At 46.7% G+C, this 25,026-nt stretch carries 25 protein-coding genes and 2 pseudogenes; 8 read left to right on the top strand and 19 right to left on the bottom strand.

Going from position 1 to position 25,026, the window contains the following annotated elements; all coding sequences use genetic code 11:
• Positions 1–16: 16 nt before the first annotated feature.
• The 4 genes and pseudogenes from ACJJIF_RS03330 to ACJJIF_RS03315 form a co-directional block, all read right to left on the bottom strand.
• Complete coding sequence (locus ACJJIF_RS03330) at positions 17–379, bottom strand: ankyrin repeat domain-containing protein (protein WP_444930826.1); 363 nt, start codon at positions 377–379, stop codon at positions 17–19.
• Between the two features lie 212 nt (positions 380–591).
• Positions 592–1,365 carry a hypothetical protein gene (locus ACJJIF_RS03325; RefSeq protein ID WP_444930825.1) on the bottom strand — a complete coding sequence of 258 codons (774 nt, stop codon included), beginning with the start codon at positions 1,363–1,365 and terminating at the stop codon, positions 592–594.
• On the bottom strand, positions 1,365–1,793 hold the full coding sequence (locus ACJJIF_RS03320; RefSeq protein WP_444930824.1) for a hypothetical protein: 429 nt from the start codon (positions 1,791–1,793) through the stop codon (positions 1,365–1,367). The genes ACJJIF_RS03325 and ACJJIF_RS03320 overlap by 1 nt, the downstream gene beginning before the upstream one ends.
• 103 nt (positions 1,794–1,896) lie before the next feature.
• Positions 1,897–3,009: pseudogene (locus ACJJIF_RS03315) on the bottom strand (IS91 family transposase); the annotation flags it as partial.
• Between the two features lie 392 nt (positions 3,010–3,401).
• Here ACJJIF_RS03315 and ACJJIF_RS03310 point away from each other — a divergent pair.
• On the top strand, positions 3,402–3,578 hold the full coding sequence (locus tag ACJJIF_RS03310) for a hypothetical protein (protein WP_444930823.1): 177 nt from the start codon (positions 3,402–3,404) through the stop codon (positions 3,576–3,578).
• A 305-nt stretch (positions 3,579–3,883) separates the two neighbouring features.
• Positions 3,884–4,105, top strand: a complete 222-nt coding sequence (locus ACJJIF_RS03305; protein WP_444930822.1) for a hypothetical protein — start codon at positions 3,884–3,886, stop codon at positions 4,103–4,105.
• Between the two features lie 83 nt (positions 4,106–4,188).
• Here the strand turns inward: ACJJIF_RS03305 and ACJJIF_RS03300 are convergent, their stop codons facing one another.
• The 3 genes from ACJJIF_RS03300 to ACJJIF_RS03290 are packed head-to-tail and all read right to left on the bottom strand — an operon-like array spanning position 4,189 to position 4,872.
• Positions 4,189–4,404 (bottom strand): hypothetical protein, encoded by a 216-nt coding sequence (locus ACJJIF_RS03300; RefSeq protein ID WP_444930821.1) that lies wholly within the window; start codon positions 4,402–4,404, stop codon positions 4,189–4,191.
• Positions 4,405–4,728, bottom strand: a complete 324-nt coding sequence (locus ACJJIF_RS03295; RefSeq protein WP_444932311.1) for a Tse2 family ADP-ribosyltransferase toxin — start codon at positions 4,726–4,728, stop codon at positions 4,405–4,407.
• Between the two features lie 9 nt (positions 4,729–4,737).
• Positions 4,738–4,872 carry a hypothetical protein gene (locus ACJJIF_RS03290; RefSeq protein ID WP_444930820.1) on the bottom strand — a complete coding sequence of 45 codons (135 nt, stop codon included), beginning with the start codon at positions 4,870–4,872 and terminating at the stop codon, positions 4,738–4,740.
• 1,432 nt (positions 4,873–6,304) lie between these two features.
• Here ACJJIF_RS03290 and ltrA point away from each other — a divergent pair.
• Entirely contained in the window at positions 6,305–7,384 is a 1,080-nt protein-coding gene (gene ltrA / locus ACJJIF_RS03285) for a group II intron reverse transcriptase/maturase (RefSeq protein WP_444930819.1), read from the top strand.
• Positions 7,385–8,094: 710 nt separating this feature from the next.
• Here the strand turns inward: ltrA and ACJJIF_RS03280 are convergent.
• Positions 8,095–9,186, bottom strand: coding sequence for an alpha/beta hydrolase (locus tag ACJJIF_RS03280; RefSeq protein ID WP_444930818.1), 1,092 nt, complete (start codon positions 9,184–9,186; stop codon positions 8,095–8,097).
• A gap of 583 nt (positions 9,187–9,769) precedes the next feature.
• On the opposite strand from ACJJIF_RS03280, the gene ACJJIF_RS03275 reads away from it, so the two are divergent.
• Both ACJJIF_RS03275 and ACJJIF_RS03270 read left to right on the top strand, forming a co-directional pair.
• Complete coding sequence (locus ACJJIF_RS03275) at positions 9,770–10,069, top strand: site-specific integrase (RefSeq protein WP_444930817.1); 300 nt, start codon at positions 9,770–9,772, stop codon at positions 10,067–10,069.
• Positions 10,066–11,192 (top strand): annotated as a pseudogene (locus tag ACJJIF_RS03270) (IS3 family transposase). The gene ACJJIF_RS03275 and the pseudogene ACJJIF_RS03270 overlap by 4 nt, the downstream one beginning before the upstream one ends.
• A gap of 64 nt (positions 11,193–11,256) precedes the next feature.
• On the opposite strand, the gene ACJJIF_RS03265 reads toward ACJJIF_RS03270, so the two are convergent.
• The 6 genes from ACJJIF_RS03265 to ACJJIF_RS03240 form a co-directional block, all read right to left on the bottom strand.
• Complete coding sequence (locus ACJJIF_RS03265; protein ID WP_444930816.1) at positions 11,257–11,553, bottom strand: hypothetical protein; 297 nt, start codon at positions 11,551–11,553, stop codon at positions 11,257–11,259.
• 46 nt (positions 11,554–11,599) lie between these two features.
• Positions 11,600–12,100 (bottom strand): hypothetical protein, encoded by a 501-nt coding sequence (locus tag ACJJIF_RS03260; RefSeq protein ID WP_444930815.1) that lies wholly within the window; start codon positions 12,098–12,100, stop codon positions 11,600–11,602.
• A 666-nt stretch (positions 12,101–12,766) separates the two neighbouring features.
• Complete coding sequence (locus tag ACJJIF_RS03255) at positions 12,767–13,279, bottom strand: hypothetical protein (protein ID WP_444930814.1); 513 nt, start codon at positions 13,277–13,279, stop codon at positions 12,767–12,769.
• Between the two features lie 125 nt (positions 13,280–13,404).
• The gene (locus ACJJIF_RS03250; RefSeq protein WP_444930813.1) at positions 13,405–14,340 is read right to left on the bottom strand and encodes an alpha/beta hydrolase; all 936 of its coding nucleotides are present in this window, start codon (positions 14,338–14,340) and stop codon (positions 13,405–13,407) included.
• Positions 14,341–14,458: 118 nt separating this feature from the next.
• Positions 14,459–14,905: a hypothetical protein gene (locus ACJJIF_RS03245; RefSeq protein WP_444930812.1), complete on the bottom strand. Its 447-nt coding sequence runs from the start codon at positions 14,903–14,905 to the stop codon at positions 14,459–14,461.
• Between the two features lie 133 nt (positions 14,906–15,038).
• Entirely contained in the window at positions 15,039–15,485 is a 447-nt protein-coding gene (locus ACJJIF_RS03240) for a hypothetical protein (RefSeq protein ID WP_444930811.1), read from the bottom strand.
• Between the two features lie 606 nt (positions 15,486–16,091).
• On the opposite strand from ACJJIF_RS03240, the gene ACJJIF_RS03235 reads away from it, so the two are divergent.
• Both ACJJIF_RS03235 and ACJJIF_RS03230 read left to right on the top strand, forming a co-directional pair.
• Entirely contained in the window at positions 16,092–16,331 is a 240-nt protein-coding gene (locus ACJJIF_RS03235) for a hypothetical protein (RefSeq protein ID WP_444930810.1), read from the top strand.
• A gap of 56 nt (positions 16,332–16,387) precedes the next feature.
• Positions 16,388–16,543: a tyrosine-type recombinase/integrase gene (locus tag ACJJIF_RS03230; protein ID WP_444932310.1), complete on the top strand. Its 156-nt coding sequence runs from the start codon at positions 16,388–16,390 to the stop codon at positions 16,541–16,543.
• 57 nt (positions 16,544–16,600) lie between these two features.
• On the opposite strand, the gene ACJJIF_RS03225 is transcribed toward ACJJIF_RS03230, so the two are convergent.
• Together ACJJIF_RS03225 and ACJJIF_RS03220 are read right to left on the bottom strand one after the other, a co-directional pair.
• Positions 16,601–18,163, bottom strand: coding sequence for an arylsulfatase (locus tag ACJJIF_RS03225; protein ID WP_444930809.1), 1,563 nt, complete (start codon positions 18,161–18,163; stop codon positions 16,601–16,603).
• Positions 18,164–18,205: 42 nt separating this feature from the next.
• Positions 18,206–19,258, bottom strand: a complete 1,053-nt coding sequence (locus ACJJIF_RS03220; RefSeq protein WP_444930808.1) for an HAD family hydrolase — start codon at positions 19,256–19,258, stop codon at positions 18,206–18,208.
• A gap of 148 nt (positions 19,259–19,406) precedes the next feature.
• Between ACJJIF_RS03220 and ACJJIF_RS03215 the strand changes: the two genes are divergently transcribed.
• Positions 19,407–21,671 carry a multiheme c-type cytochrome gene (locus tag ACJJIF_RS03215; protein ID WP_444930807.1) on the top strand — a complete coding sequence of 755 codons (2,265 nt, stop codon included), beginning with the start codon at positions 19,407–19,409 and terminating at the stop codon, positions 21,669–21,671.
• Here the strand turns inward: ACJJIF_RS03215 and ACJJIF_RS03210 are convergent.
• From ACJJIF_RS03210 to ACJJIF_RS03200, 3 genes are read right to left on the bottom strand one after another with little or no spacing between them, the layout of a single operon-like run.
• Positions 21,668–22,999, bottom strand: a complete 1,332-nt coding sequence (locus tag ACJJIF_RS03210) for a hypothetical protein (protein WP_444930806.1) — start codon at positions 22,997–22,999, stop codon at positions 21,668–21,670. The two genes, ACJJIF_RS03215 and ACJJIF_RS03210, sit on opposite strands and share 4 nt — an antisense overlap.
• Positions 23,000–23,011: 12 nt before the next feature.
• The gene (locus tag ACJJIF_RS03205) at positions 23,012–23,764 is read right to left on the bottom strand and encodes an outer membrane lipoprotein-sorting protein (protein WP_444930805.1); all 753 of its coding nucleotides are present in this window, start codon (positions 23,762–23,764) and stop codon (positions 23,012–23,014) included.
• Between the two features lie 32 nt (positions 23,765–23,796).
• The gene (locus ACJJIF_RS03200) at positions 23,797–25,026 is read right to left on the bottom strand and encodes an ABC transporter permease (protein WP_444930804.1); all 1,230 of its coding nucleotides are present in this window, start codon (positions 25,024–25,026) and stop codon (positions 23,797–23,799) included.

Below are 25,026 nucleotides of genomic sequence, written 5' to 3'. Positions count from 1 at the left end.
GCATTTAAGCGGCCCATTAAATACTTTGCCTGAGTGCATCGATCGCCTCTTTATTACCAAGTAAACATGCAAGCTCTAACGGTGTGTCACCAGCATCATCTTGAACAATCGCAGCTCCCAACCTGCGCAGCAGAAGAATAGCATCCGCTTTATTTTGCTCTGCCGCACAGTGTAAAGGCGTAAATCCAGACTCTCCAACTGCATCTATATTAGCGCCGGCATTGACTAAAATTGATATAGCCTCACAATCACCCCAATTGGCAACAACATGCAAAGGCATATCTCCATATCCATTTGTGTAGGTTGCAGAATCAATATTGTGTCCGATAAAATCCGCTATACTCTCTACTTCTCTGAAGATCGTCTCAACATTTCTCATGGCACTAAATCGAGGTGGCGAAGTATCTCATTATCCCCCTACAGTGTAGGGCACACAAACTGCACACTACAACGATTCACCTCCTCATATATCATCACATTACCAATAATGGCAATCACAAGGTTACAAACTAGCCCTTCGGCAACGTCCTGTAAAGGCCGTTCTTTCGATATTGTGGGTCGACCTTTGTTATAGGCTCCAATCATTCAACCTCATAAAAATAAGTCTTTATGCCAAATGCTCTTTATAATAGGCTGAATTCTTTGGAAAACCTTAGGGAATTTCTTTTCGCTTAATGCACACTCATCAATACAAGCTACACCATTGTCCACATTGGTACTTTGAGCTAATAAGGGCTTCCATTTTTTGTTTTTATTACTTCCGACAGAGCCTTCCTCGTCCCATATTCTTTTTGCAGTCTGGTCTGAAACAGGGTCGCACGCTGAAATAGCTGTCATCCTGTTAACTTCTCCTGTTGCTATGTAAAACCCAATAAGGTTTGACACTAAATCTTCCTGACTATAACCGCTGTCAGTAATCCCCAACCAACCAGCAACCTTCTGAAGATTTTCAAACTTCATCGTCACTTCCATTAAAATACTAAGAGCCACCCGCTTTTTCTGCTCAACATTTAGCCCCTTTTTTACTAGATATCGACCTTCGCTGCCAGGCTTTCCTGGAATCCCCCCGTGATCTTGTCGGTAGTAGACTTGAAATCCAGCAGAACCATCAGAAAACTTGTCACTACAATTTCCATTATCCGTAGAACGGATGCCTCTTCGGGTTTGGACATGACAGTGAGATAAATTTGCACCCTCATTTTTAATGGTACGCCATAAATTTGCAGCACCAATTTCTTGTCTGGAGTTATTAGGATTTAAATGCCCCAAATCTAGCCAGCCAGCATTACAAGTATACATAAGTCCATAGTTCTTCATCCAGTTGCCCTGTATTCTTCCATCCAGTATATCTTCTCGCTTGCTCACTAATACTCTCCTATGATGTAAACCGTTACCTCGGTTCCTGCTTTTATTTTCTTAAAATTTATTTCATACCGCTCACTATACTCTCCATCTTTAAAGCAGATCACATTTTTTTCTGCCGGACCGGTACAGTTAAAATTGAGTTTTTTCACCTGTGAAATAAGACTGGGAAAATCTAAAGAACTTGTGTAGTAGACTTTTACCATACCCGGCTTTTCACCATCAGCTATTCTCAGGTCATACAGTGGCATTCCCTGTTCACCCCAAGTTGGGTAGTTTTTTACAATTTTTGGGATTTTTAACTGGTAAACAAATGAACCTCGCTCAACTCCGGATGGTTCCCAGAAGATATATTTGATAAATGCATAGCAGCACGCCATGAAGATTAATGCTCCTGAAATAGTAAACACCTTCGATCTGGGGATTCTCACCAGTTCTACTCCTATATGAATTGAGGAAATATACGCCCTTCTTGTCCTGTTCTAGTGGTAGTGTGCCGCCAGCGAACCCTCTGCGCAATCGACCAACCTGATTCTAAAACGGGATACCGAGGTATAACGCTAAGATAACCTGCACTGCAAGCGGTAAAAAAATGACTTGGCATTGAATGTAGGCCGAACCAAAGAGGCCCATTCCTGCAGTGCCTGGTTCATCGCCATGTTGTACATTCCCGTCGGCACTATTTGGCCGAGCCGCCCCCTTTATAAAGGAAATTCCTTTTTTTGCCTTAGACCACACTCTACCACCCAACTTTATAGATTCATGGCGCTGCCCACACTCTACTACCAGATTTTGGATTTGCAATCCTGCTGGGAGTGATTGATCTTTCATTAAACCCTCTTGGTTACTACATAGATCGTGCTTTTTCTCATTGTACCCAGCATATAATCCATAACTCCGTACAATGTGTTTACCTATCGGAGGTATGATCTGCAAGACACGCCTTAAGAACTCTTCAGGTTTTGATCGTAGTCGCTGGTCACGATGGTCACGATGGTCACGATGGTCAAAATAACGAAATCCGAGCCCCTTATGATCTACATTTAATATTTGCTTTGGCTTCAGCGGGCCACCTTTGATATATCGTGAAAAATATAGAAGCACTCCTTGTCCATGCTCATATCGATCTTGAGTACGAACTGACCATTCTTTGCTATAGCAAACTTTAAAGAGAATGTCAAACTGGCCAATTGACCAACTGGGAGACAGCTTAAGTAACCCAGCACGATACTGCTCTAGTAACAGCGCTTGAAACTTTCCCCTATAAAGACTCTTAACCACTCGCACAGGTAATAAATACTTACCTGTTTCTTTCCACTTCTCCCTTAAAGTCAAACCGCCAGTAGTTATCAAACAGTGTATATGAGGATGTAAAGTTAACTGTCTTCCCCAGGTATGCAGAGCCATAAGCATCCCGGGAGTTACTCCGTGATAGTCTTCACTCGCCATTAATTCAAGCAGAGTTTCTTTGCTCGACAAAAAGAGTATATCTGTAAGCTTCTCTTCGTTGTATTGCCATAATGACAGGTACTCATGAGGTACAGTAAAGACCACATAAAAATGTTCTGTATCAAATAATTTACGACGCTGCTGATCAACCCACTGGAGCTGTTTTCTATCTAAGCATAGGGGGCAACTTCTATACCCACAAGAATGATGCTATTCAGTGACATAATTGTGCTTACAAAGATAATGACTACTTCCCATCGCTTTTGTACGGCATTCTTGTATCGAGGAAATAGTCTTTAATTTTTTTAGCGGCTGCGCAGTTTTAGACAAACAACCACTATACGCAGAAAATATATTTTGTAATACCTCAACACTTCGGACAGTTTTAGCCCAGTAACCCTGCGGCTTACAGCCATACAGCTCAGTTATCGGCAACTCTAGAGCACCTTAGACCTTTGATAAAGTAGCCCTCGGTAAGCTATCCGAAGTGTTGACAAAAAATTGCCAACCTTGTTGGCGTCCATTTTGAAACCGTTGGAAAATGGTATCGAGCATATCTTGCTCATGGCACCCAAGGAATTTCAGCCAAAATGCTGGAGCGAAAGCCTGGGACCGACCGTCTACTCTCAGAAGAGCAAGAGAAAACCATCAAGCAATTGATTGTCAATAAACGCCCGGATCAAATGAAGCTGGCCTATACACTCTGGACGAGACAAGCTGTTCAGCTGCTGATCAAGCAAAAATTTATTAACCCGGCGGAAATATAGATTGGCCCACTACACCGCATAATTGATTTCTATGCTTAAAAAATACCGGTACGATTGCCCTGGCACCTAATAAGAGGACTTTTACCTCTCTAGCCAAATGCCATACCTAACATACACGCTTGATTCAGGTGCACCATAGGCGTCACCTAAACCACCTGTTAAAGCCTTGCTATGGGCTTGCACAATTGAGAAAATAAATTGAAAGAACTTGTCGTATTCCTCCGTGGCTGGATCAATTATTTGGTATAGCGCAAGGCTATCAAAAATGTATCGATCTTGACTGCTGGATATGACGAAGACTGAGAATGAGCTACTGGAAAAACTGGCGTAAAGTGAGAACGAAAGTCCGAAACTTACTACGCATGGGTATGAGTGAATCACTGGCTGTCACTTGTGGATCGTCCGGTAAGAGTTACTGGCAAAATGCAAAACCCGAAGGTATTCACATTGCAATCAACAATGATTTTTTTCAAAAGATAGGCTTAATTTCATTACGTAATCGCTGGGTAGAGATTCATTACGGATAGGGAACCGTCCATTGCGGACCCGCACGATGGGTGGTGTGGGGACCGGCAGTTAGAAACTACCGGCCACCCGATTTATAACCTGTTTACTTCAGGATTTTTTCTAGAGGTAGTCCTACCTCTGCTTCGACTTCCTTATATTCTTCTTTTAAAACCTCTAGGAGCTGGGATAATTGCAATACATACTCTTCATAATCAGTTTTATCCTTTATTGTCTCGCTCTTAAGAAACCCTTCCTGATAAATTATTGCATCTTGAACAGCAGACAATAATAAAGGGGCAAATGTATTTGAAATCTTCATTTATACAGCCTTTTCAAATAGTTCAGCAGCAAATGCAGCTAAAGCAGTTTTAAATTGTCTTAAAGACATATCATAGGCCGGAGCTATTGTATAGTGGATTGCGTCAAACTTTTTATTGTATCCATCACGTACGATAGCTAAACCATCAGGGATTATTGTTCCTGCCGGGATTTTATAATATTCCCAGCCTTTACCAGGAGGCACTCCTTCTTTATCAAAAGTGCTTACACCTCTTGGCCTATTTTCTACAGAAACCCACTTCTCACCATTTGAATGCTTATAGACTTTAATGTCAGCTATCCTAGAGCGGCCATTGGATAAAATTGTAGGCTCCTAAAAAAAATAAAAAATAGCTTGATTTGATTTTTTCTTTAAGGCTCTCCATAAATTAACTGGAACCTTCTCATCAAAATAGCAATCAACTTTTCCTTTTTGAATAAGAATGTCTTTTAATGCTTTTACTGTCATTACACGATCCTTATGACTATGTTGATGTGGGGGTAGTAGTGGTAGGGCAGCCGATTACCCGACTGCCCCCACGCAGATCCGGACGTGCGGAATTACCGCATCCGGCTCCTCAGTTATATTATTTACCGCGCAGCTAAATCCTATCAAAGCTATTCACTCCACCCATCTTCGCCTTTTCACCCAATGACTGAAGTGTATAGACTCAGATTCAACTGAATGTAATGCTTGCACTTTTGTTTTCATACAATATCCAGCCCTACATGTCCGGTGTATGTATCGACTGCAAGCTCAATATAACTGCCAGCCCCTTCGCCCTGTAGACGGCTTTCCCGCCCTCCGACTACTATGAGCTGGTCCGACTCCCAAGACACCATCGTTCGTCTCGCTTATTCAGCTACACTGCCCTACCCATTCCTTTGGGAGTTACCTTGGGTCTCACAAGTTCTCATTACATCTCTGTATGCATGCCACGGCTTAAGAACTCCGCTAGGTCTCCATAATCTTGCCATTCAGGTAGCGAAAAAAATTCACTCCTGAGTCGATTGCTTTGTATGGACTTCGACCACGTTACAAGCCTCGTCACCTAGAATTTGCTTTTCGAAGCGACACCAGCACTTCAGGAGCGCGCACTCCCTATGGCCTACATATTTCTCTGCCTACGCTTCACGTTGATTGTTCGCTCGTGCATCCTGCCTCTCAAATACTCCTAATTTAAAGCTCCGCACAACGCAGACCCGATACTGGTGAGTGGCTAACTCTTACCAGGCTGGGACTTTCACCCAGCAAGATACAACAAGCTTCGCTTGTCGCACTAACGCCGCCCACAGCGGCCGGAGGTCCGTTGCTGGCCCTTGGTACGCCCAGCATGGGCGTGAACTAATGGGGTGAAAGTCCCCTGTAGGAGGATCACCATTTAATGGTCTCCATTAAATGCTAACTACTAGCAAATGGCAACTGCAAGACCGTGAGGTCTTGTGGGGAGGAAGCCGCTAGCAAAGCTACGAGCTGACGAACAGAAACATCATATAAGGCTTAGCCTGGAGGCGAGGTAGCCAAGGATACCGAAGCCATGTGGTCTAACGGGTAGAGTAAATGATGCAGTTGTGTAGTAAAAGTTCACGCTCTTATCTGGGGAGATCTGTTCAACCTGCTGCTGTAAAGCTGTCAGCGTGGCCGCTGACTCATAAGTAGGCCCAGCCCGCTAGCCACCATCGCGGGGGGTAAACAAAATTGGTGGAACACAGCGAGCGGCGCCTCGGCCAGTAATGGCCAAGGTGATTGAACAGAAGTCAGCCGACGGCATAGTAGCCTAATGCCAAGATTAATACCTTGGATACGGTGAAGGCCTGAACCCAAAATCCACGAGTTAAAAGACAGGGCTAGCCTACCGATGTGTTGCCAGCCGGATATAAAATTGACGTAGCGCACTGCCATGACACTCAATTCAAATGAAAATCTGCTTGAAACCATCCTCAGCAAAGAAAATCTTAATGCTGCATGGAAACACGTGCGAAGCAACAAAGGTGCCGCAGGCATTGACGGGATTACTGTCGATAATTTTGTGCAGCACTTCAAGGCAGTTGGCGACGACCTCATCGAGACTATTCGACAGGGTCATTACCAGCCGCTTCCCGTCAGGCGCGTCTACATTCGCAAGCCAGATGGTGGCCAGCGTGGGCTCGGGATACCTACGATCTTTGATCGTGTTATTCAGCAGGCTATCGCCCAAATCATCGGTCCCAGTTTCGATAAAACCTTTTCGGAGTTCAGCTATGGATTCCGCCCAAAGCGATCACAGCATCATGCGGTGAAAAAACTACAGAAGTATATCGAAGGCGGGAAGCGAATAGCCGTAGATGTCGATTTACCTAAGTTCTTCGACCGGGTCAACCATGACTTCCTCATGAGTTTACTTGGCCAAAGAATCAGCGATAAGCGTTTACTCAAGTTCATCGCAAGTTACTTGCGTGCAGGAAGTGTAGAAGATGGATGCTGGAAAGCCTGTCATGAGGGGGTGCCACAAGGGGGCCCTTTATCGCCGCTGCTCTCCAACATTGTACTCGACCTGCTCGATAAAGAGCTGGAAAAACGCCGACATGATTCTGTTCGCTATGCGGATGATTTTGTGATTGTTGTTGCTTCTAAGCGCGCGGGTGAACGGGTTATGGCGAGTATTAAACGCCTTGTTGAGCGCAAGCTTAAGCTCAAAGTTAACGATACTAAAAGCCAAGTAGTTCCTGTCAGCCGCTGTAAGTTTTTGGGATTCTCTTTTCGCGGTGCAAGGCTCGTCTGGCATGATAAGTCCCTGCTCCAATTTAAATACCGCATCCGCCAGATTACAGGGCGATCCCGTGGTATTTCTATGGAAAAGAAACTGAAAGAACTTACCGTGTTCCTCCGTGGTTGGATCAATTATTTTGGTATAGCGCAAGGCTATCAAAAATGTATCGATCTTGACTGCTGGATACGACGAAGATTGAGAATGAGCTACTGGAAAACTGGCGTAAAGTGAGAACGAAAGCCCGAAACTTACTACGCATGGGTGTGAGTGAATCACTGGCTGTCACTTGTGGATCGTCCGGTAAGAGTTACTGGCGAAATGCAAAGACCGAAGGTATTCATATTGCACTCAACAATGAGCTTTTCCAAAAGATGGGCTTGATTTCGTTACGTGACCGCTGGGTAGAGATTCATTACGGATAGGGAACCGCCCATTGCGGACCCGCACGATGGGTGGTGTGGGGGCCGGTAGCTAGAAACTACCGCTACCGGCTACCGGCTACCGGCTACCGGCTACCGGCTACCCGATTTATAAATTTTCGTTACTCCAATTGTCAGCGACATTAGCGTAGATTAACTCTCTAATACTAATAATTAGTGTTGCTATACCCAAGGCCAGCGCAACCATGCCCAGCCTAAATGTGTAATCACACAAAGAGCTTGATATTTCAGCTAATCGAAAGCAATTTGACTCCATGCTTAGCACAGCTTCGTTCTGTGACACGGCGAATATCTCTGTGCAGAAACCCTTAATATCAAAATGAGCGCATGAAGGTACAGCACCAAGCGAGTACCACGCAACAAACCCAGATAATATGCCGAGCAACAGGAAGACCAATTGCCGTTTACTCACTTTCAATTACTGCCTCCATTCATAACGCCGCCTTAAGCGGTGAGTAATTGTTGGCTAAAATATGAAGCGAAGCGGAACCGAGCCAACTGTTACGAATCCGACTTTAAGGCTTTGTTAGCCACTTTATCTTTCAACACTTTGTTTTGAGCAACAATTTCACTAAGAAACAACGAGCTATTTCTTTTTGCGAGAAACAATGCCTTTTCAGATGCATCAACTGCTTTTTTAAACTCATTATTAAGTGAATATGCTGTCGCCAAACTATCCCAAAGAATTTCCGATGCTTCAAAGATCTTTACTCCTCGCTCCAATATCGCTACTCCCCAATTAACTTTACCCTCATAGACTGCTTTTAATCCGTATACATTAAATTGGTGAGCAGACATAGGAAATGTGTAGCCATACTCAGTTGATTTAGCTAAATAAAAATCTTCCAATTTCATTAGTGGCATCACGTCTACCTCTGGCACAGCATTCCACCCATCAAAAATAGATTTAAGTGCTTGGCTGTTACCTATCAAGGGTGTACTGTCATGAGTCTCATTCGGGAAAGTGGAATGAGCCCAAATTACATTATTTGGCGATTCTTTGCTGAGTGATTCTATCATTGCTTTAAATGCACCTTTCATTTCATCATGTGGTTCATTTGCTAAGCTCAAGAACCACTTTATAGGTTTTTTCCTCTTAAACTGTTGATATTTTGAGTACTCACTTATAAGAGTAGCCTCGTCCCACCACAAACTCGGACTTATTGAAATTGCAGCATTAAATTCCGAACCTTCACTTAAAGCTAAGTAACTAGTAAATAAGCCCGATAATGAGTGTCCAGAAATGATTTGATATGGTGCTAAACGATACTGTTTTCGTATCTTATTTAACAGTTCACCTTGTAAAAATTCCTTGTATAACTCAGCTTGCCCAGAACGGTTTCTATACTCTTCAGGCTCTGTGTGAGTATAGAACTTTAGTCGTTTATAAGGAGTGTTTACGCCAACAACAATCATCTCTGGAATGATTGCATAAGTACTTAAGAATCTCGCACTTGCCGCGACATGTTCAAATTGAGTCGAACCATCCAAAACTACCAATACTGGATATTTGAAAGTATCGGAATGTTTGTATGTGTCTGGCAAAGATACTTGAACTGTTATTTCTTCATTAATTGTCTCTGAAAAAAACATAAAGCTATTCGTACTCCCAAAAGAATACGAAGAAATAAATAGAAGCGTTAAATAAATTAGTCTCATACATTCCTCGGTGGCTAACGCCTTTGTAACGGGCAGTCTTGTGGCGAAGCCACGCTTAAAGCTGTCCAGCCCGAAGGGCGATCGTTGACAAACTTGTTATGTGTTTTTAGCACGAGTCCTCCCTAGATTTTTGTGAAGTGCTACTGCTGACAAGATCAACAAAAAAGCCAACGCCATGCCCCATGGAAACCAGAAAGCAACGTACTGGAAGCCATGATCATTAGCATACAAGTCTGGTGATGGGTTTTCAGTTAGGACTTCCATCATTTTTGTAGCGTAAAACTCGCCAAGGAGGTGAATAAAACAAGCCCCCAGCCCGAGATATGCCACTACTACAATAAGCTGTGATCTTCTTCATATCGATCTCAAACTACACATAACGCCGCGCCTGTGTTTTATACACATATTTGAATCCTATTCAAAGCCCATTGAACGAAGCCGCTTCGCGGCAGAATAAACGCCTCACAAGCTAAGCTCTTTTCAGTCCAATTCGGACTGAAGATTAAAGGAGCTTATCATGACACCTAAAGAGCAGCGCCGTTTCAACAGCCTTTATCAGCGCCATCTACGCACCCTAAAACTGCAAGGGCTCAGCCAGAGAACTATTGACGCTTACGCGCGAGCTGTGCGGCGCTTGTCTGGGCATTTTAATGCCTGCCCCGATAAAATCTCAACCGATAAACTCGAACAATATTTTTCTGAGCTGGTGGACTCCCATTCTTGGAGTACCGTTAAGGTTGATCGCAATGGCCTACAGTTCTTCTGGAAGCATATCCTCAAGCGCGAGTGTAGTGGCATAGTAAATTTGGCCACCTGAATTTGAGTGATATTATCACTTTCAATGAAGGTCAGGTGGATAGATGGCTAGCTCAAAAAGAAAATTCAACCCAGAGTTCAAGCTGGAAGCAGCGCGCGGAGAGGGTAGGCAAGACGCCAACTGGCAGCGCCTTAACGCCGGAGCAGCGGCGCATACAGGAGCTGGAGCGGAAACTGCGGTTAGTTGAGGAGGAGAAGGAAATCCTAAAAAAGGCTACAGCTCTCTTGATGTCGGACTCGCTGAAAAATTCTCGATAGTCCAGCGGTTGCAGGAGAGCCACCCTGTTCAACGCCTTTGCCTGGTATTTGATATTCATCGCAGTAGCTATCGGGCTTGGCGTAACAGGCCTACAGAGCCGGCCCCAGAGGAACTGAAGCTCCAGGCACTGGTTAAGGCTGCACATAAGGCTAGTAACGGCTCTGCCGGCGCTCGTTCTATCGCAAAAATAGTGACACAAACTGGAGTTCCACTAAGTCGCTACAGGGCTGGCCGGCGAATAAAATTGCTGGGTTTGGAAAGCTCCCAGCCCCCTTCGCATAGGTACAGGAAGGCGGAACAAGCGCATCTTGATATTCCAAATCGGCTGAATCGGAAGTTTGACGTCGAGAAACCAGATGCAGCTTGGGCTGGTGATATCACATATATTTGGGTGGGGACTTGCTGGGCCTATCTAGCGGTAGTGCTGGATTTGTTTGCACGAAAACCCGTAGGCTGGGCATTATCGCTGTCTCCAGATACGAGCCTGGTAAAGAAGGCGTTAACAATGGCCTATGAGTCTCGAGGTGCGCCGGAAGGAGTAATGTTCCACTCAGACCAGGGTTGTCAGTACACAAGCCAGAGTTTCCAGCAGCTGCTGTGGCGCTACCACATGAAGCAGAGCCTGAGCCGTCGTGGCAACTGCTGGGATAACGCACCAACTGAACGCTTTTTCAGGAGCTTAAAGGGGGAGTAGGTGCCGGAAGTAGGCTATTCAAGTTTGCCTGCGGCAAAACAGTCAATCAACGATTACATTATTGGCTACTACAGCCAAGTGCGGCCACATCAACATAACGACGGCTTGCCGCCAAATGTGGCAGAAGAAAAATTTCGATATACTCAAAAGAGGGTGACCAAAAATACTTGACCACTACAGTCCAACAACTGGATAAGATCGCGGCTACGCGCGTTCTGTCCTTATTCGTTAGGCTTCACGCCTGATACGCCATTTCTTGAGGCCACATACCACTCTTTGCCTGACGTAAAATCATAATGCAAGCCCGCTGGCAAAAAGTATCGTTAGAATCCCATTCCTGCCCTGATAACTGCGTAAATTTTTCCGTTTTCTTATCAAAGCTAATGCGACCGACCTGCCGGCTAGCAAGCTTCATTCTTTCTTTCGTGAACGCTGGCTTAGAGTAATCAGTTTCCCATTTCTCACGATAGTATTCGTAAATCACATGATCGGGATGATCTTCGATTAATGACATTGGGATATTAAATGCCATATATGCTTCCTTATAGCCGTAGTGGTAGGACAGCCGGTTACCCGATTTAGCTTTTTCCTGGCCAATAGAGTAACCAACTGTCTGGAACAATAAGTCTTTTACCACACCTTTTATGCCGATCACCTGACCAAACATTAGGGTCAGTGACTTTAAAGCGAAAATTGCATTTTGGGCATTTTGTCTTACCGTCTTCACTTACCTCAAGTGCTAAAGGTGCATCATCACCTTCATATTTTTTCTCTTTGAAACTGCCTTTTCCTTTGCAAAAGTCACACGGCTCTTTATACCAGCTATCTCCATCCCTGAAATAGATATAACCGTCCAGCTTACACTTGGAGCACATTTTCGTAACAACTGGGCTGAAGCCGTTTTCTTCAGCAGGCTGCTCATCGGAGAATTCAGGACGCCAATTGATTTCTCCAATATAACAATCGTTCATGCAGGTAATCATTGCACCTTTCAAATGCACAGGCGTATTGCACTTTTGGCATAGCTTCAAGCGGTTTCCAAACTTGTCTGTAATTACTTTTTCCGGAATTTCGTCCAAGACTCTCTCCATGAATCTAACGCCCGGCTCAACTGCCAGAAGCTGCTGGCGCCTTTTTTCGGTTCTTTGCAAAAAAATTGACAGTAGCCGGAGGTCAGATTGCAGCCGCTTGTTAAGGCTTGCCTGATATTTTAACCGTGTTGAATCCATTGCAACGCTTTGAAATCTAATTGATACGTTTCAAAAGGAATCCATGTTACACGATAAAATAACATTGGCCTTCCTTCATTTATTGAATAGTAAAGACCAATTTTCTTGTAACTATCAATCTCTAACGTTGTAACTGAAAGGCTATCTGGATATTTATCATTCTGATTGTAGAATTGAACAACTTCATTCTTTGCTCGATCAGCTATGGCTCTCGCATTATTATGTAGGTAAGCATGGTGGGCCAATATAAGAAACACCGATGCGAACCATATAGACATTCTCGTACATCGAAGCTTTATGCTCTTCGGATCTTTATAGATGTAAAATATATTTTGTAAAACTAAAGGAATAATGAAAAAGAAGGCAATTATTAAGACGACTGCTCCGTGCCGAGGCAACCCAATCATTAGGAGGATTGCACACGCGATCATGGTCTCTTTGTAATCTTTGAGTAAATGCACGATATTCATCCTATGCCTTAACGCCCAGCGTTGGCTATCGCTCTGCCACTGATTGTTATGGTTTGCGCACATAGCCGCGTTTGTCCCAGAACCTTATGTGCTGCTCCGCAATACTGTGCCCCATACCGAACTCACTCAAATCTAACGTGTATTCCCCTAATGCAGCCTCATTTACAAAGCAATACGGCAGAGCTGCAACGATTGCACCTTTAGACTTACTGGATGTCGTTGAGTCAGTTAGCAACTCCAAAAGAAATTTGCCGGACTCTCTTTTTCCAAGCATGGCAATTGCAACGATAAGCTGTGGGGAGACAAAACTTCCCCTAGATAGAGCGGCCTTAAACTGGTCGAGACCATTATTTCCATTTCTAGCTAGAGCAAAAGTATACGCAACAAGTTGTGGACGCCAATTTCTATCACTTAGCAGTGCATAGATGTCTCGAACCGGAAAGGCCTCACCAAGCGAGCAGTACAAATCTAGATCCACCCCATCCAAGCAATTTAAACTCTTGAGGTAGTAGGTATTATCACCACTTTTATCGGAAATATATTTAAAAATTTCTTCCATATTTCATGGACCCATAACGCCCTGCGCAGGTGTAGCCAGCGCGGAGCGCTTCTTGTGTTAATGTTTGAGCGCCAGCGAGTAACACAAAAAGTGCGTAGCGTTGGCTGTCGCTCTGCCGCTGTTTGTTAGATGTTCCCCCGCACAAATGCCAGGAACTCGCTATGTACATCGCCATTGGTGCCATGGCCTAGCCCCTTGAAAGTGCGAAAAGTTACGTTAGCTCCATACTTTTTGTAGATTTTTTGAGAATTATTCCAGCGCTCAGGATGAATTGATTTACCTGTAGTTTTGTAGATTACCGACCGCTCTTCTTCAGAATAGGCATCATCATATGCCACGGCATCATTAGTATCATTTTCACCCATGAATAAGAACTGCTTAATATTCAACCACTCATCCAGATCAAAATTTCTGCCAGTTATCTGACTGAAATCATTTATGCCTAAGGGATACTTTAAGCCATGACTATCAAGCGAGGCCGTAGGTAACATCAATGTACCGTTCAACCCTCCAGCAACAACTATTTCAATGATTTCAGGATGTAAAAGAGAAAAACGATTCGCAAATGTACCGGACGCAGAAAAGCCAGCTAGTATGACTCTATCTTCAGGCTCTAACGAGCGTTCACGCAATACATCCTGGGCATTTTCAATCATTGCCTTAAGCTGTAGATCCAGCCTTTCGAATGGGAGAGATTTCGCAAGTATGGAATCTCTATCAAGTGCGTGGGTGTAAATTTGCCATTCCGACTTAGGACGAGGAAAAACCGGCATTAATATTGGGTAGGACAATTTCTTAGACAACCACGGTCCAACAGCATTGCCCACTATTGCATTTTTGGCAGCTTCAAGATGAACATCATAATCATCAGAAACCTTTCCTGTGTTATTGGTTTCGACAATTAAAAAGGTTTTATCCTGCTTGGACACCATTTCTGGTAATTTGAGCAAATAAGGATAATTGAACCCTTTGTCTGGATTTGCAGGAATTTGTAGTAATTCAGCAGAATGACTTACGCCAGCGATAACAGTAAGAAAAATTCCAAATACTATTATTTTCAATTTTATTCCTCTCAGCATGCTCTTACATCTAACGCCTCAAACACCGGCTTGGTGAAGATGGCGGCTTTTTGGGGGCAAAAAAGGTGACAGCTTTACCAAGCCCGAGTGCTTTGACTTATTACGTGTTGACCGCACCAACTCCGATTGTTGAAAAATATAGACCTTCTTCATCGTTAGTATCATTTGACTGCCGCCAAAGCCACAAGCCGAGACCTGGAATCTCAAAGGTATAACCTTCATCTTCTGTTTTTGGCTTGAGACCAATTGCACTCTCTATTTTTAAAAGCACTTCAGAAACCGATAGATCAAGGATATTCTCGCCGGATAACGTGGCTTCGAAGCCGCAACCGCGAGATAGCTCGATACTCTCTACCTTTGGAGTTTCGCCCTCATAGAATATTTGAAAGCCTGCCTCATAAAATGAATCAGTTGGATGCTGACTCATTGGGGTTTTCATAAAGCTATCCGGCTCTAAGCCCATGCTTGCAATAGCAGAAGTACGATCCATACCTAGTTTAACTGGGCCAATTCCTATTTCTGGCTGTACTTCAAACTTTGGATTCATCTAAATTTCTCACTCTAACTCGATGACACGTAACGCCTCAAACACCGGCTTGGTGAAGTTGGCGGCTTTTTTTGCGTAAACAAAAAAGGTGACAGCTTTACCAAGTCCGCGTGCTTTGACTTGTTATGCCTATTCAGGATTTATAATTTTTTAGTAACTCGTATGCTTTAGGACTTATATTCCTAATGTCTCTAGAGCCGTTAGTGATATCTGTAAAATATTTTCCGCAATACTGTCTTTTAATTTCGGCTGTCATCGGCAAAAACATTGCGGCTATGCTTTTATCCTCGGCAACATCCAACTTTGCGAAGACTTCCGGCAATTCCATACGAGCCTTAGCCATCAATCCCTCAGCAACGGATATAACGTCTATATTCCTACCTCTCCAATCGGATTGCGCAGTAAGAATTTTCGTTTCACCCTCTGGAATAAACTCTATGCACCTTTCAACCATTTTATTCAAATGGCTCGACAGCTGGGAAGTAAGTCCAGCTGCTCCCATTGCTGTATCCGGTTCATTTGAGCTTACCGCACTTGAGTTCAGTATCAAGACACCCAAAATTGCAATTCTTAATTTCATAAACTACTCCTACTTAATTCTTATTAGTGGCATAACACTGTATTCAAAAGCAGCTACATTATATCACCTGTCAACATATCTCAGGAACAGGAACTCAAAAAACATATATAAATCAAAAAGTTAACCGACTTTAGCATAAAAATACCCAGGTGGATATATTGCACATGCATCATATCTTGTTATTTTGCTGCTTTTGATCACAGGCATAAATCATTCAAAATCAATAAGTTAGCACTCATATTAGCGTGGATATGTGCAGCTGCTTTTGATCTTCGATATTGACAACACAGAAAAAGAAACTGTCATGGATGGCATTCCCCCTAAGCTGCTGCCTAAACCAGAACATTTTCTGGATATTTTACGTCAGCACACTCGCAAACAGACACTATCGTACCGAATGAAGTAAACTTACATCCATTGGATAAAGGGATTTATTCACTTCCAAAAGGTAAGTCAGGTTTGGGAATAAGAGAGTGGATCCGCTCAGAGTGTGGGGCTGAGCACCACCTCGATATAAACGCGGCTAAAAATATTCTTACGGCGGAGCATCGCCGTCTAGCGGTAGGAATCTCCGCCCTTTAGGGCGAGGAGGATTTGTAGCTCAGAGTGCTGGATATCGATTTCACCGGTCAATACTTAATCGTGCGGGAATCCAAGGGGAAGAAGTGGCGAAGGACGCTACTGCCTAAATCTCTGCTTAAGCCACTCAAAATACAGATAACCCACTCTCTTTCTGTGTATCAAGCAGATCTGGCGGAAGACGATGGACAGGTTTACCTGCCTTTCGCACGCAAGATCCCCGCAGCAATAGGGTACGGAGATACCATATTGGCGAGCAACAAGTAAGGCGGGCAGTTTCAAAAGCGGTCTCGGCTCTCAATATTCGCATGTAGTGGTCAAGTATTTTTCGCCACTCTTTTGCGACTAGCCTTCTGCGTACAGGCATTGATATACGCAATATCCAGGAGCTACTTGGCCATAGCGATATCAGTACTGCCAAGATCTACACCCACGTTATTGGCATACATAAACGCAGTGTTTATAGCTCACTTAACTAATAGATTGTGGTCAACTACACCCGCCTAACCCTCACTAATACCCACCGCAGTGACTCTTTAGTTACTGCCACTTGCCCCATTCTCCAGTTGTTTTTGTATTTTCTCCAAATTAAAAGAACCGGGTACCTGGCTGGGGGGATACTCTTGCATAGTTTGCAAAAACTTAGCGGCGAGCTGCTGCATCGGAACTAGAACAAATGCCCGATCTATAAACCAGTCGCTATAAGTGTTAGAGCTGTGCTGGGCTTTCTCAAAAGGGTCTCGTCTTAAATTGAACAGTAGTGGCACTCTTAATTCGGTAAAGGGTTCTCGCCATACAGCAAAACCTTGCCCTCGATTCTCCAGAAAAATCGCTTTCCAGGGATCGTAGCGCATGGCCACAATTTGGCCGTCATCATTTACATAGATAAACTCCTTTCGCGGCGAGAGTTTTGTTTTTCCGCTGAAGTAATCCAGCATATTGTAGCCATCGACATAATTTCGATACTCACGCCCATTTAGCTCCACACCTTGTTTGAGCTGCTCCTTTATATTCGGATTTCCTCCAATAGCGGCGAGGGTCGGCAACCAGTCTTCGTGGGCAACAATCCCCGTCAGCGTGGTGCCCGCTGGGAATTTGCCCGGCCAGCGTACAAAGGCGGGCACCCGGTAGGCCCCTTCCCAGTTGGAATTTTTTTCACTGCGAAATGGTGTGGTTGCGGCATCTGGCCAGGTATTGAAGTGGGGGCCATTGTCGGTGGAGTAAAACACGATGGTGTTGTCGGTGATACCCAAACGATCAAGCGTATTTAACAACTTCCCCACCAAGATGTCATGCTCAACCATAGCATCCATATATTTATTGCTGTTCGGGCCGGCCAGATTGGTGTGCTCCTCTCGGACATGAGTGCGGAAGTGCATCCGGGTGGCATTCCACCAGACAAAGAAGGGAGTTTTCGCAGCGTGGGCACGCTCGATAAAGTCAATGGCCGCTGCCAGTGTTTCATCATCAATCGTTTCCATGCGCTTCTTGGTGAGGGGGCCGGTATCTTCAATGGGACCGCCGGCCTTGGCTTTAATCACCCCCCTGGGGCCAAACTTCTTGCGGAATTCAGGGTCTTTGGGGTAATCCCGGTTTTCCGGTTCTTCCTCAGCATTTAAGTGGTAGAGGTTGCCGAAAAACTCATCAAAGCCATGGTTGATCGGCAGATGCTCATCCCTATCCCCCTGGTGATTTTTACCAAATTGGCCGGTGACATAGCCCAGGCTTTTCATCACCGTGGCGATGGTGACATCACTCTTCTGCCAACCTTCCTCGGCGCCAGGCAGGCCCACTTTAGTCATACCGGTGCGCACGGGAACATTACCCGCTAAAAATGCCGCGCGGCCGGCGGTACATGACTGCTGACCATAGTAATCCGTAAAGGAGAGGCCCTCTACGGCCAAACGGTCGATGTTAGGTGTGGTGTAGCCCATCATGCCGCGATTGTTGACGCTGATATTCCAGATACCAATGTCATCCCCCCAGATCACCAAAATATTGGGTTTACTCTGGGCGAAGAGACTGCCGGGAGAGAGGGCTATAATCATCAGTCCGACTAAAAGGAACAGGCGCTGAAACGCAAGGGAAAGTGGGGGCATTACACACCTCGATATTGGCAGGCTCAATACAGCGCTTTAAGACTAGTCCCGATAGGCGGGGGCTTGAGGAATTACAGGTCCTTTACTCGATAACTTCTTGAGCTCTGGCGGAAATACCTGCTGCCAGTCCTTCGCCATATCGACCACCAACCAGCCATTTGCCTTTGCCGCTTGCAGTGCTTTGTCCAGCCGCCCTACTGCCGAATCCTTATCGTATGCCCACTCCCTCTTGGCATCCGTATGGTGAATAAGCATGGCCAAACGCGCTCCCTTGGCGCCAGTTGTCCATTCCAACATTTGTAAATCACCATCGGAATTGCCGACGGCAAATACTGGTCGGCGGCCAATAAAGTCATTGATCGCTATGGGCTTTCCCTGTTTATCGGTGAGAAAGGCCAGTTCATCTAATTTCACAATACGGGGATTCCCACCCCCATTCTCATAGCGCGACTTTAGGCGGCTGCCGATAACCTGCTCCGGGGGAATACCATACAACTCCCAGGAAAACACACGGATAAAATCGGTGCCGCCACCAGAAACAATATAAGTTTTAAAGCCTTTTGAGCGTAGGTAGGCCAGCAGCTCCAACATGGGCAGGAACACCATTGCGCGGTAGTGCTGTCCGGTTAGCGGATTCTTCGCGGTTTTGATCCATTGGGCAACAGAACTCTGGAAAGCCTCTGTACTCAACCCCGTATGGGTCGCCGTGAGCATGACCTCCAAACCCTCCCGCCCCTGCCCCAGCAGATCGGATAAGCTGTCCTTTAGAATCGAGGCGAAGGGTTCCTGTGTTTTCCACTCCGGATGTTGCGGCGCCAGCCTTTTAACCTCATCTGCGGCATAGAGCAGCTGGAAGTACGCTGGTTTCTCAGACCAGAGGGTGCCGTCATTATCAAATACCGCTATACGCTCATTGACGGGGATAAAGTCGGCGCTGCCTCTCTGGGTAACCCTGTCGACAAAGGCCACTATCCGAGCTTTAGCACCATGGTCCCGCCAGGATGGCAGGGGAGAGCTGAAGGCTGGCAAACTAATCGCCAGTACCAGTAATAGACAACATCTACCCAACACGATCCGATAAGTCCAATCCCACATTCTGGAAATCCTCGCAAAATGACATTTACGGCAGATGAACTAATATTTTGTCCTAGGGCGCCTCTAAATAACCCCGCAATGCCTCTGCGGGGCTTTCGATAATTATTCAGAGGCCCCCAGGATAAAAACTCAGCGCACAAAATAGGCCGTGATAAATATAGCTGGCATTAGCCGCCTTCAAATCGTTCTTATATGTCTCGCACTGATGGCCTGTAACGAGCAAAAGCCCGTTGATGCCCAGTCACAGGGGAGGCAAAGCGAGACTCCCCCTGTAAAAGCCGCCTATGTCGGCTCAGTACAATGCGCTGCATGCCATAAAGGCCAAGCCGATGCCTGGCAAGGCTCCCACCACCAGTTGGCGATGCAAGTCGCCGATAGCAACAGCGTTCTCGGTGATTTCTCCGGCGTCACATTTGAGCATCGGGGGCAGAAGTCTCTCTTCTATCGAAAGAACGGTAACTATTACGTGCGCACTGACGGGCCCGCCGGGCACCTCCGCGATTACCGGATCACCTATACATTTGGGCTCCACCCTTTACAGCAATACCTAATTGAGCTGGAGGGCGGGCGCCTGCAGGCATTGAGTATCGCCTGGGACAGCCGGGAGAACTCTGCCGGTGGCCAGCGCTGGTTCCACCTCTATGCCGACCAGACCATAGACCATCAACACCCTCTGCACTGGAGCGGGATCAACCAGAATTGGAACTTTATGTGTGCCGACTGCCATTCCAGCAATCTGCAAAAAGCCTATGACCTGAAAACCGATAGCTATCGGACATCCTGGTCAGAGATCAGTGTCGGCTGCGAGTCCTGTCACGGCCCCGGATCGAGGCACCTTCAGTGGGCCGCGACACAAGATAAGAAACTGCACAACAAGGGGCTCAATCTCCTTCTGACTGATCCAGCCCAGCAGGGCTGGGAAATGAATTTACAAACGGGCATTGCCCAGCTTGCACCGTCGGCAAACACCCAGCGGGAAATCCCCACTTGCGCCCAATGCCATTCTCGCCGGAGTACACATTTAGCCGGGGCGCAGGCTGACAGCGAATTGCTGGACCACTTCAATCTCACACTTCTGCAAGCGCCGCTCTACCATGCGGATGGCCAGGCCGATGGAGAGGTATTCGTGTATGGCTCTTTCCTGCAAAGCAAAATGTACGCGGCGGGTGTTACCTGTAGTCACTGCCACAACCCCCACAGCCTACAGATGAGAGCTTCCGGCGATGCAGTTTGTACCCAGTGCCATATGCCGGAGCGATTTGCCCGCACTGACCACCATCTGCACCCACCCCAGAGCCCCGGCGCTCGCTGTATCAATTGCCATATGCCGGAGAAAGATTTTATGCAGGTGGATGGGCGCCGAGATCACAGTTTCCGCATTCCCCGCCCCGATCTTTCCGAAGCGTTGAGCAGCCCCAATAGCTGCAATCACTGCCACCGAGACAAATCGAGCCAGTGGGCGGCAAAGGTACTGGAGGACAAGTACGGCCCCCCTCCCCCTCACTACGGGCAGGTGCTGCACGCCGCTATGCGCGGGGATAGCGAGGCCGGCAAGCAGTTGATGGCGCTTATTCAGGACAGCACGCAGCCAGCCATTGTCCGCGCCAGTGCTGCCCGCCTGTTGCCCCGTTACCTATCGATGGATAGCGCTCAATTGCTACAACAAATTGCCCAGGGCGATGAGCCCTTATTAAATCTAGCCCTGGCGCAATCCCTGGATGAACTACCGGAGCAACTGCGCCTGATGATCGGTGTGCCGCTACTTTTTAGCAAAATGACCGTGACCCGCTCGCTAGCGGCCAATGGCCTGGTCAATACACGCATCGAGACCATGCCTGCGCAGGTGCGGCAGCAGTTCGCAAAAGCCCTTAAGACCTATACCAGCTCAGAATTATTCAACAGTGACCGGCCGGAGTCCCTGGTAAATCTGGGCAACCTCCACTTTCAACGAGGAAATACACAACAGGCGGAAGCCTTTTATCGCCGGGCGATCAGCCAAGTCCCCTATTACACCCCCGCCTATATCAACTTGGCCGACCTGTATCGGGTCGATGGACGTGAAGCCGATGCAGAGTTGCTGCTCAGAGGGGCGCTGACAAAAAGTGAAGATATCGCCACCATCCAGCATGCTCTAGGCCTCGCCCTAGTTCGCCAGAAGCGCCACCGGGAGGCAGTGGGTTTTTTAAAGGCCGCCGCTGACGGTGAACAAGCTCAAGGCCGCTATCTCTATGTGTATGCCATCGCCGTTCACTCGGCAGGCAACAGCGCACTTGCCCTGGATATTCTCGAAGATGGCTATCACCGATTTCCGCAGGACTTGGATATTCTGCGGGCATTAATTGCTATTGGCAGGGAGTCCGGCAACCAGAAAATTGCACAAAAATATGCAGCCCTTTTAGCCAGCAAGCCCTAAAAATCGTAGTAGAGGCTTAATCTAAGGAGCCTTTCCGCAGGTAGCAGGCCAAACTCACAGGATTCACAGCCGCTGAAAAACTGGGCTTGTAATCGTGTACTAAAGTGCTCCGTCCAATTCTGAATCAATTCCAGGTTGTGGTACTGGCTTTTGTCATCAAGATTGTATTGAACACTCTGGCGATATTGGAATTTCTTATCTAGGCGGGTATTGCCCCACATAAAGAATAAATACTCCTGCCGCAACTGCCCGGTCGATAACAGGCTAAGGCTATCGGACAGGAAGGCAATTGCCTCATAGGTCCGCGCGCTGTTCAAACTGTTCTTAGCTTGATCGACCTGCGCCTGAATCCAGCGCCATTCGCCATCATCATAGCCATGCTGGTTATACAGATACTCCGCTGTAATATCCCAGCCCTGATTGAAACTGAGCTGAGTACCCAGCACCAGCTTCAAATAGCCCTCGTCCTCCGCTGGGGTATAGGTGAACTCGCCCGGCTGCGGTAGCTCCCGCTGATGTTCCCATGCCCCTTCCAGCCTGAGTGTGGCACTGTCTCCCGCCAAGGTACTCAGCCCTAGGGCCACATTCGTGGAGCCCCCCTCTAACTGGTGCAGTACCAAACGGCTATCCAAGTCACCTTCACGGTTAACCACCAGTGCGTACTGCCCCCCGCTCTCACTCCCGCCCCCCTCTAAATTGGCCTCAATCTGGGCCATATAAATACCGGCATTCCAGCGCCCATAGCGAACATCAAGGTGAGCCATATCCCAACCCAGTTGCTGGGTAAGTTCATCCGTATCCAGATTGGGACGGTCAAAAGTGGCTTTTAACAGATTGGCGGGGGACCAGTTATAACCGTTGCTCCACTGGGGCTTGATTCGCCCCAGGTTAATACCCAGACGGCGATTAGCGGTGTAAGAAGAAACATAACCCTCTAAGAGGTGAGACTCCGTCTCCTTTGCAGATACGTCGGCCTCATCAAAGCGGTAGTGCTCTATCGCTGCAAACCGGGAGTAGAGCGAGAAATGTGCCCCCAGAGAAAACTGGCTACTGAGGTCCAGTGCAAGCAGGGATTCCCGCTGATCAAAAACAAACAGACCCGGGTCGAAATAGGCATCATCCCGAACTGTATTCTGCTGGTGATACCCAAATAGTGAAGCATCAATATCCCATACAGCTTGAGAGGCGCCCATCTCAGTACCCTCTTCCGCAAAAAGCTCGGCACCGGTCTCGAAAGGGTCTTGGTAGTCCTCAGCGCTGACCACTCTGACAGTAAAAGCGAGGGGAAGAAATAGGAACGAAAAAACTGCTCTGAATCCGATAACCATCACCGACATCCGTTAATTCAACCTGCCCAAGGAGCCTTTTTGGAATATTGCCGGATCTAGGCTTTCGAGACGGTAGTCGTCGAATTTCATCCAGGTATAACTCTCCTCAATAAGCGCATCCACCAAGAGTAATTTGTGCAGTTTCAGTTCGCCTTCAAATTGCTTGAACTCTTTGTAGTGTGCAGTTTTAAGCAGTCGCCCGGAACGGGTATAGAACTCCCCTTTTAAGGGTATATTGCCCTCAGCTTCGGCCATCCATACTTTTACTTTGTCATAAGCAACACCGGAGGCCTTGGCCGACAAACTCAGAACCCAGTAATTGTCCCCGTCAATGGTTTCCTGCCCTTGCAGTTCCGCCGTGTAATCCCGGGAGAAATTTGCCCCTACCACATCGCCGTTACTGGTCTCCCCGATTAAACGCTGGGAGGGCGCAATCCGGATAACCCGACGCGTACCGGGAATATAGAGCCACATATTGGCACTCTCTTTTAGCATTGCCCTGCCCTTTTCCCGAGCCGGTGCTAAAAACTGAATCAGGGATTGATCGTTAAATACTTTGACACTGAGCTTATTGGTGCGGGGTTCCTTGTCCTTCTTATAGCTGATATTGGTAATATCAAAGCTAAAGCCCTGATCCCTGAAGCCGCGAAAGTCATCTAACTTGTTAACCAAAGACTCAGCCGAAACAGATGCATAAGTTGAGTGGCTAAGAAAAAGGCCGGCTAGCGCCAATACCCAGCCATAAAATGGGTTTAATCTATTCATAGGAGTTCCAACCTAAGTTCCATAACGCAAAATCAAGTAAACCTAAGCGCTTTCACCACCGGCAGCCGCGACGCTTTTATGGCAGGGTAAAGGCTGGAGACCAGTGAAATACAAAAGCCCAACAGGAATGTCTTCAGCAGAATAGCCGGTACCACAAATACGCGGATAGGGTAATCCTGAGTGCTACCCGGTGGTCGCGGCATCATCCACTCGGCATAGGTAATTCCCTTGGCTGCCAGGGCACCAATCAGCAATCCCAGCAGACTTCCGATCAAACCGAGAAGAAGTGATTCCAACAAAATCAGGTTTACAACCTGGCGGGGAGTCCCGCCCATAGCCCGAATAGTGCCCAGCTCGCGGGTGCGCTCCATTACGGCCATCAACATAGTATTGGAAATACTCAACGCGACGATAACCAGCACAATGACAGTAATAAAACCAAAAACTCCGTTAAACAGGCCGACTACCTGATGGTAGTAACCGGCCAGTTCTTCCCAGCTTTTTATTTCCAAATCCAGGTTATTCTGGGCAAATACATCGGTCAGAGTCGCAATTGAGCTAGATGTGAGTGCGGTCTCCTCTAATAAAACCACTAACCGGGTAATATCCGAGGTGTAGAGCAGCTCTTGGGCCAGAGGTAAATTCACCCTGAGCAGGCGATCATCCAGTTCCTTAACCCCGGTTGTGATTACCCCCATGACCTGTACATCTACGGCATTGATAGCCCCATCCTGGGTGCTGGCCAACAGGGTCAAGTAATCCCCAACCTGAACATTCAACGCATTGAACAGGCCTTCGCCAAGATGGGCAGCGGAAATATCCTCAGGAAACAGGTCATCCCCCTGAACAATCTGAATTGCGGAGGAAAGCATCACCTCTTTCTCAGCATCGATACCAATACCGGTAATGGCGATCGATTGCTTGCCATCGCTGAGCAGGCCATTGAAATTAAGGCGGGGCGCCACCACCAGTGTATCCGTCTCACTTTCTACCACACGGGAAATTTTCTTCAGATCCCGGTCAGCAATAAGGTATTTTTCCGGTTCCGCCTTGCCAAACTGGTTATAACCCCTGGCATAGATTTGTATATGGCCGAGCTGCGAACGAATCATACTCTCCCGCATCCCCTCGTACATCGACTGAACAAAACCGCCAAAAATAATCAAGCTGGTACAACCGAAAACGATCGCTGCCAAGGTAATCAGACTGCGGCGCCCGTTACGCATAATGTTCAGCAGTGCAACTTTCCACCCCAACCCCAT

The sequence above is a fragment of the Microbulbifer regidiadema (SeqCode) genome (assembly GCF_052467605.1).
This window is presented reverse-complemented; position numbering and strand designations above follow the sequence as displayed.

Bases quoted from the DNA above. Each gene is read 5' to 3' on its own strand.
- ACJJIF_RS03330 (WP_444930826.1), bottom strand. From the start codon at position 379: ATGAGAAATGTTGAGACGATCTTCAGAGAAGTAGAGAGTATAGCGGAT.
- ACJJIF_RS03310 (WP_444930823.1), top strand. From the start codon at position 3,402: ATGCTGGAGCGAAAGCCTGGGACCGACCGTCTACTCTCAGAAGAGCAA.
- ACJJIF_RS03305 (WP_444930822.1), top strand. From the start codon at position 3,884: ATGAGCTACTGGAAAAACTGGCGTAAAGTGAGAACGAAAGTCCGAAAC.
- ACJJIF_RS03300 (WP_444930821.1), bottom strand. From the start codon at position 4,404: ATGAAGATTTCAAATACATTTGCCCCTTTATTATTGTCTGCTGTTCAA.
- ACJJIF_RS03290 (WP_444930820.1), bottom strand. From the start codon at position 4,872: ATGACAGTAAAAGCATTAAAAGACATTCTTATTCAAAAAGGAAAAGTT.
- ltrA (WP_444930819.1), top strand. From the start codon at position 6,305: ATGACACTCAATTCAAATGAAAATCTGCTTGAAACCATCCTCAGCAAA.
- ACJJIF_RS03280 (WP_444930818.1), bottom strand. From the start codon at position 9,186: ATGTTTTTTTCAGAGACAATTAATGAAGAAATAACAGTTCAAGTATCT.
- ACJJIF_RS03275 (WP_444930817.1), top strand. From the start codon at position 9,770: ATGACACCTAAAGAGCAGCGCCGTTTCAACAGCCTTTATCAGCGCCAT.
- ACJJIF_RS03265 (WP_444930816.1), bottom strand. From the start codon at position 11,553: ATGGCATTTAATATCCCAATGTCATTAATCGAAGATCATCCCGATCAT.
- ACJJIF_RS03255 (WP_444930814.1), bottom strand. From the start codon at position 13,279: ATGGAAGAAATTTTTAAATATATTTCCGATAAAAGTGGTGATAATACC.
- ACJJIF_RS03245 (WP_444930812.1), bottom strand. From the start codon at position 14,905: ATGAATCCAAAGTTTGAAGTACAGCCAGAAATAGGAATTGGCCCAGTT.
- ACJJIF_RS03240 (WP_444930811.1), bottom strand. From the start codon at position 15,485: ATGAAATTAAGAATTGCAATTTTGGGTGTCTTGATACTGAACTCAAGT.
- ACJJIF_RS03225 (WP_444930809.1), bottom strand. From the start codon at position 18,163: ATGCCCCCACTTTCCCTTGCGTTTCAGCGCCTGTTCCTTTTAGTCGGA.
- ACJJIF_RS03220 (WP_444930808.1), bottom strand. From the start codon at position 19,258: ATGTGGGATTGGACTTATCGGATCGTGTTGGGTAGATGTTGTCTATTA.
- ACJJIF_RS03210 (WP_444930806.1), bottom strand. From the start codon at position 22,999: ATGGTTATCGGATTCAGAGCAGTTTTTTCGTTCCTATTTCTTCCCCTC.
- ACJJIF_RS03205 (WP_444930805.1), bottom strand. From the start codon at position 23,764: ATGAATAGATTAAACCCATTTTATGGCTGGGTATTGGCGCTAGCCGGC.
- ACJJIF_RS03200 (WP_444930804.1), bottom strand. From the start codon at position 25,026: ATGGGGTTGGGGTGGAAAGTTGCACTGCTGAACATTATGCGTAACGGG.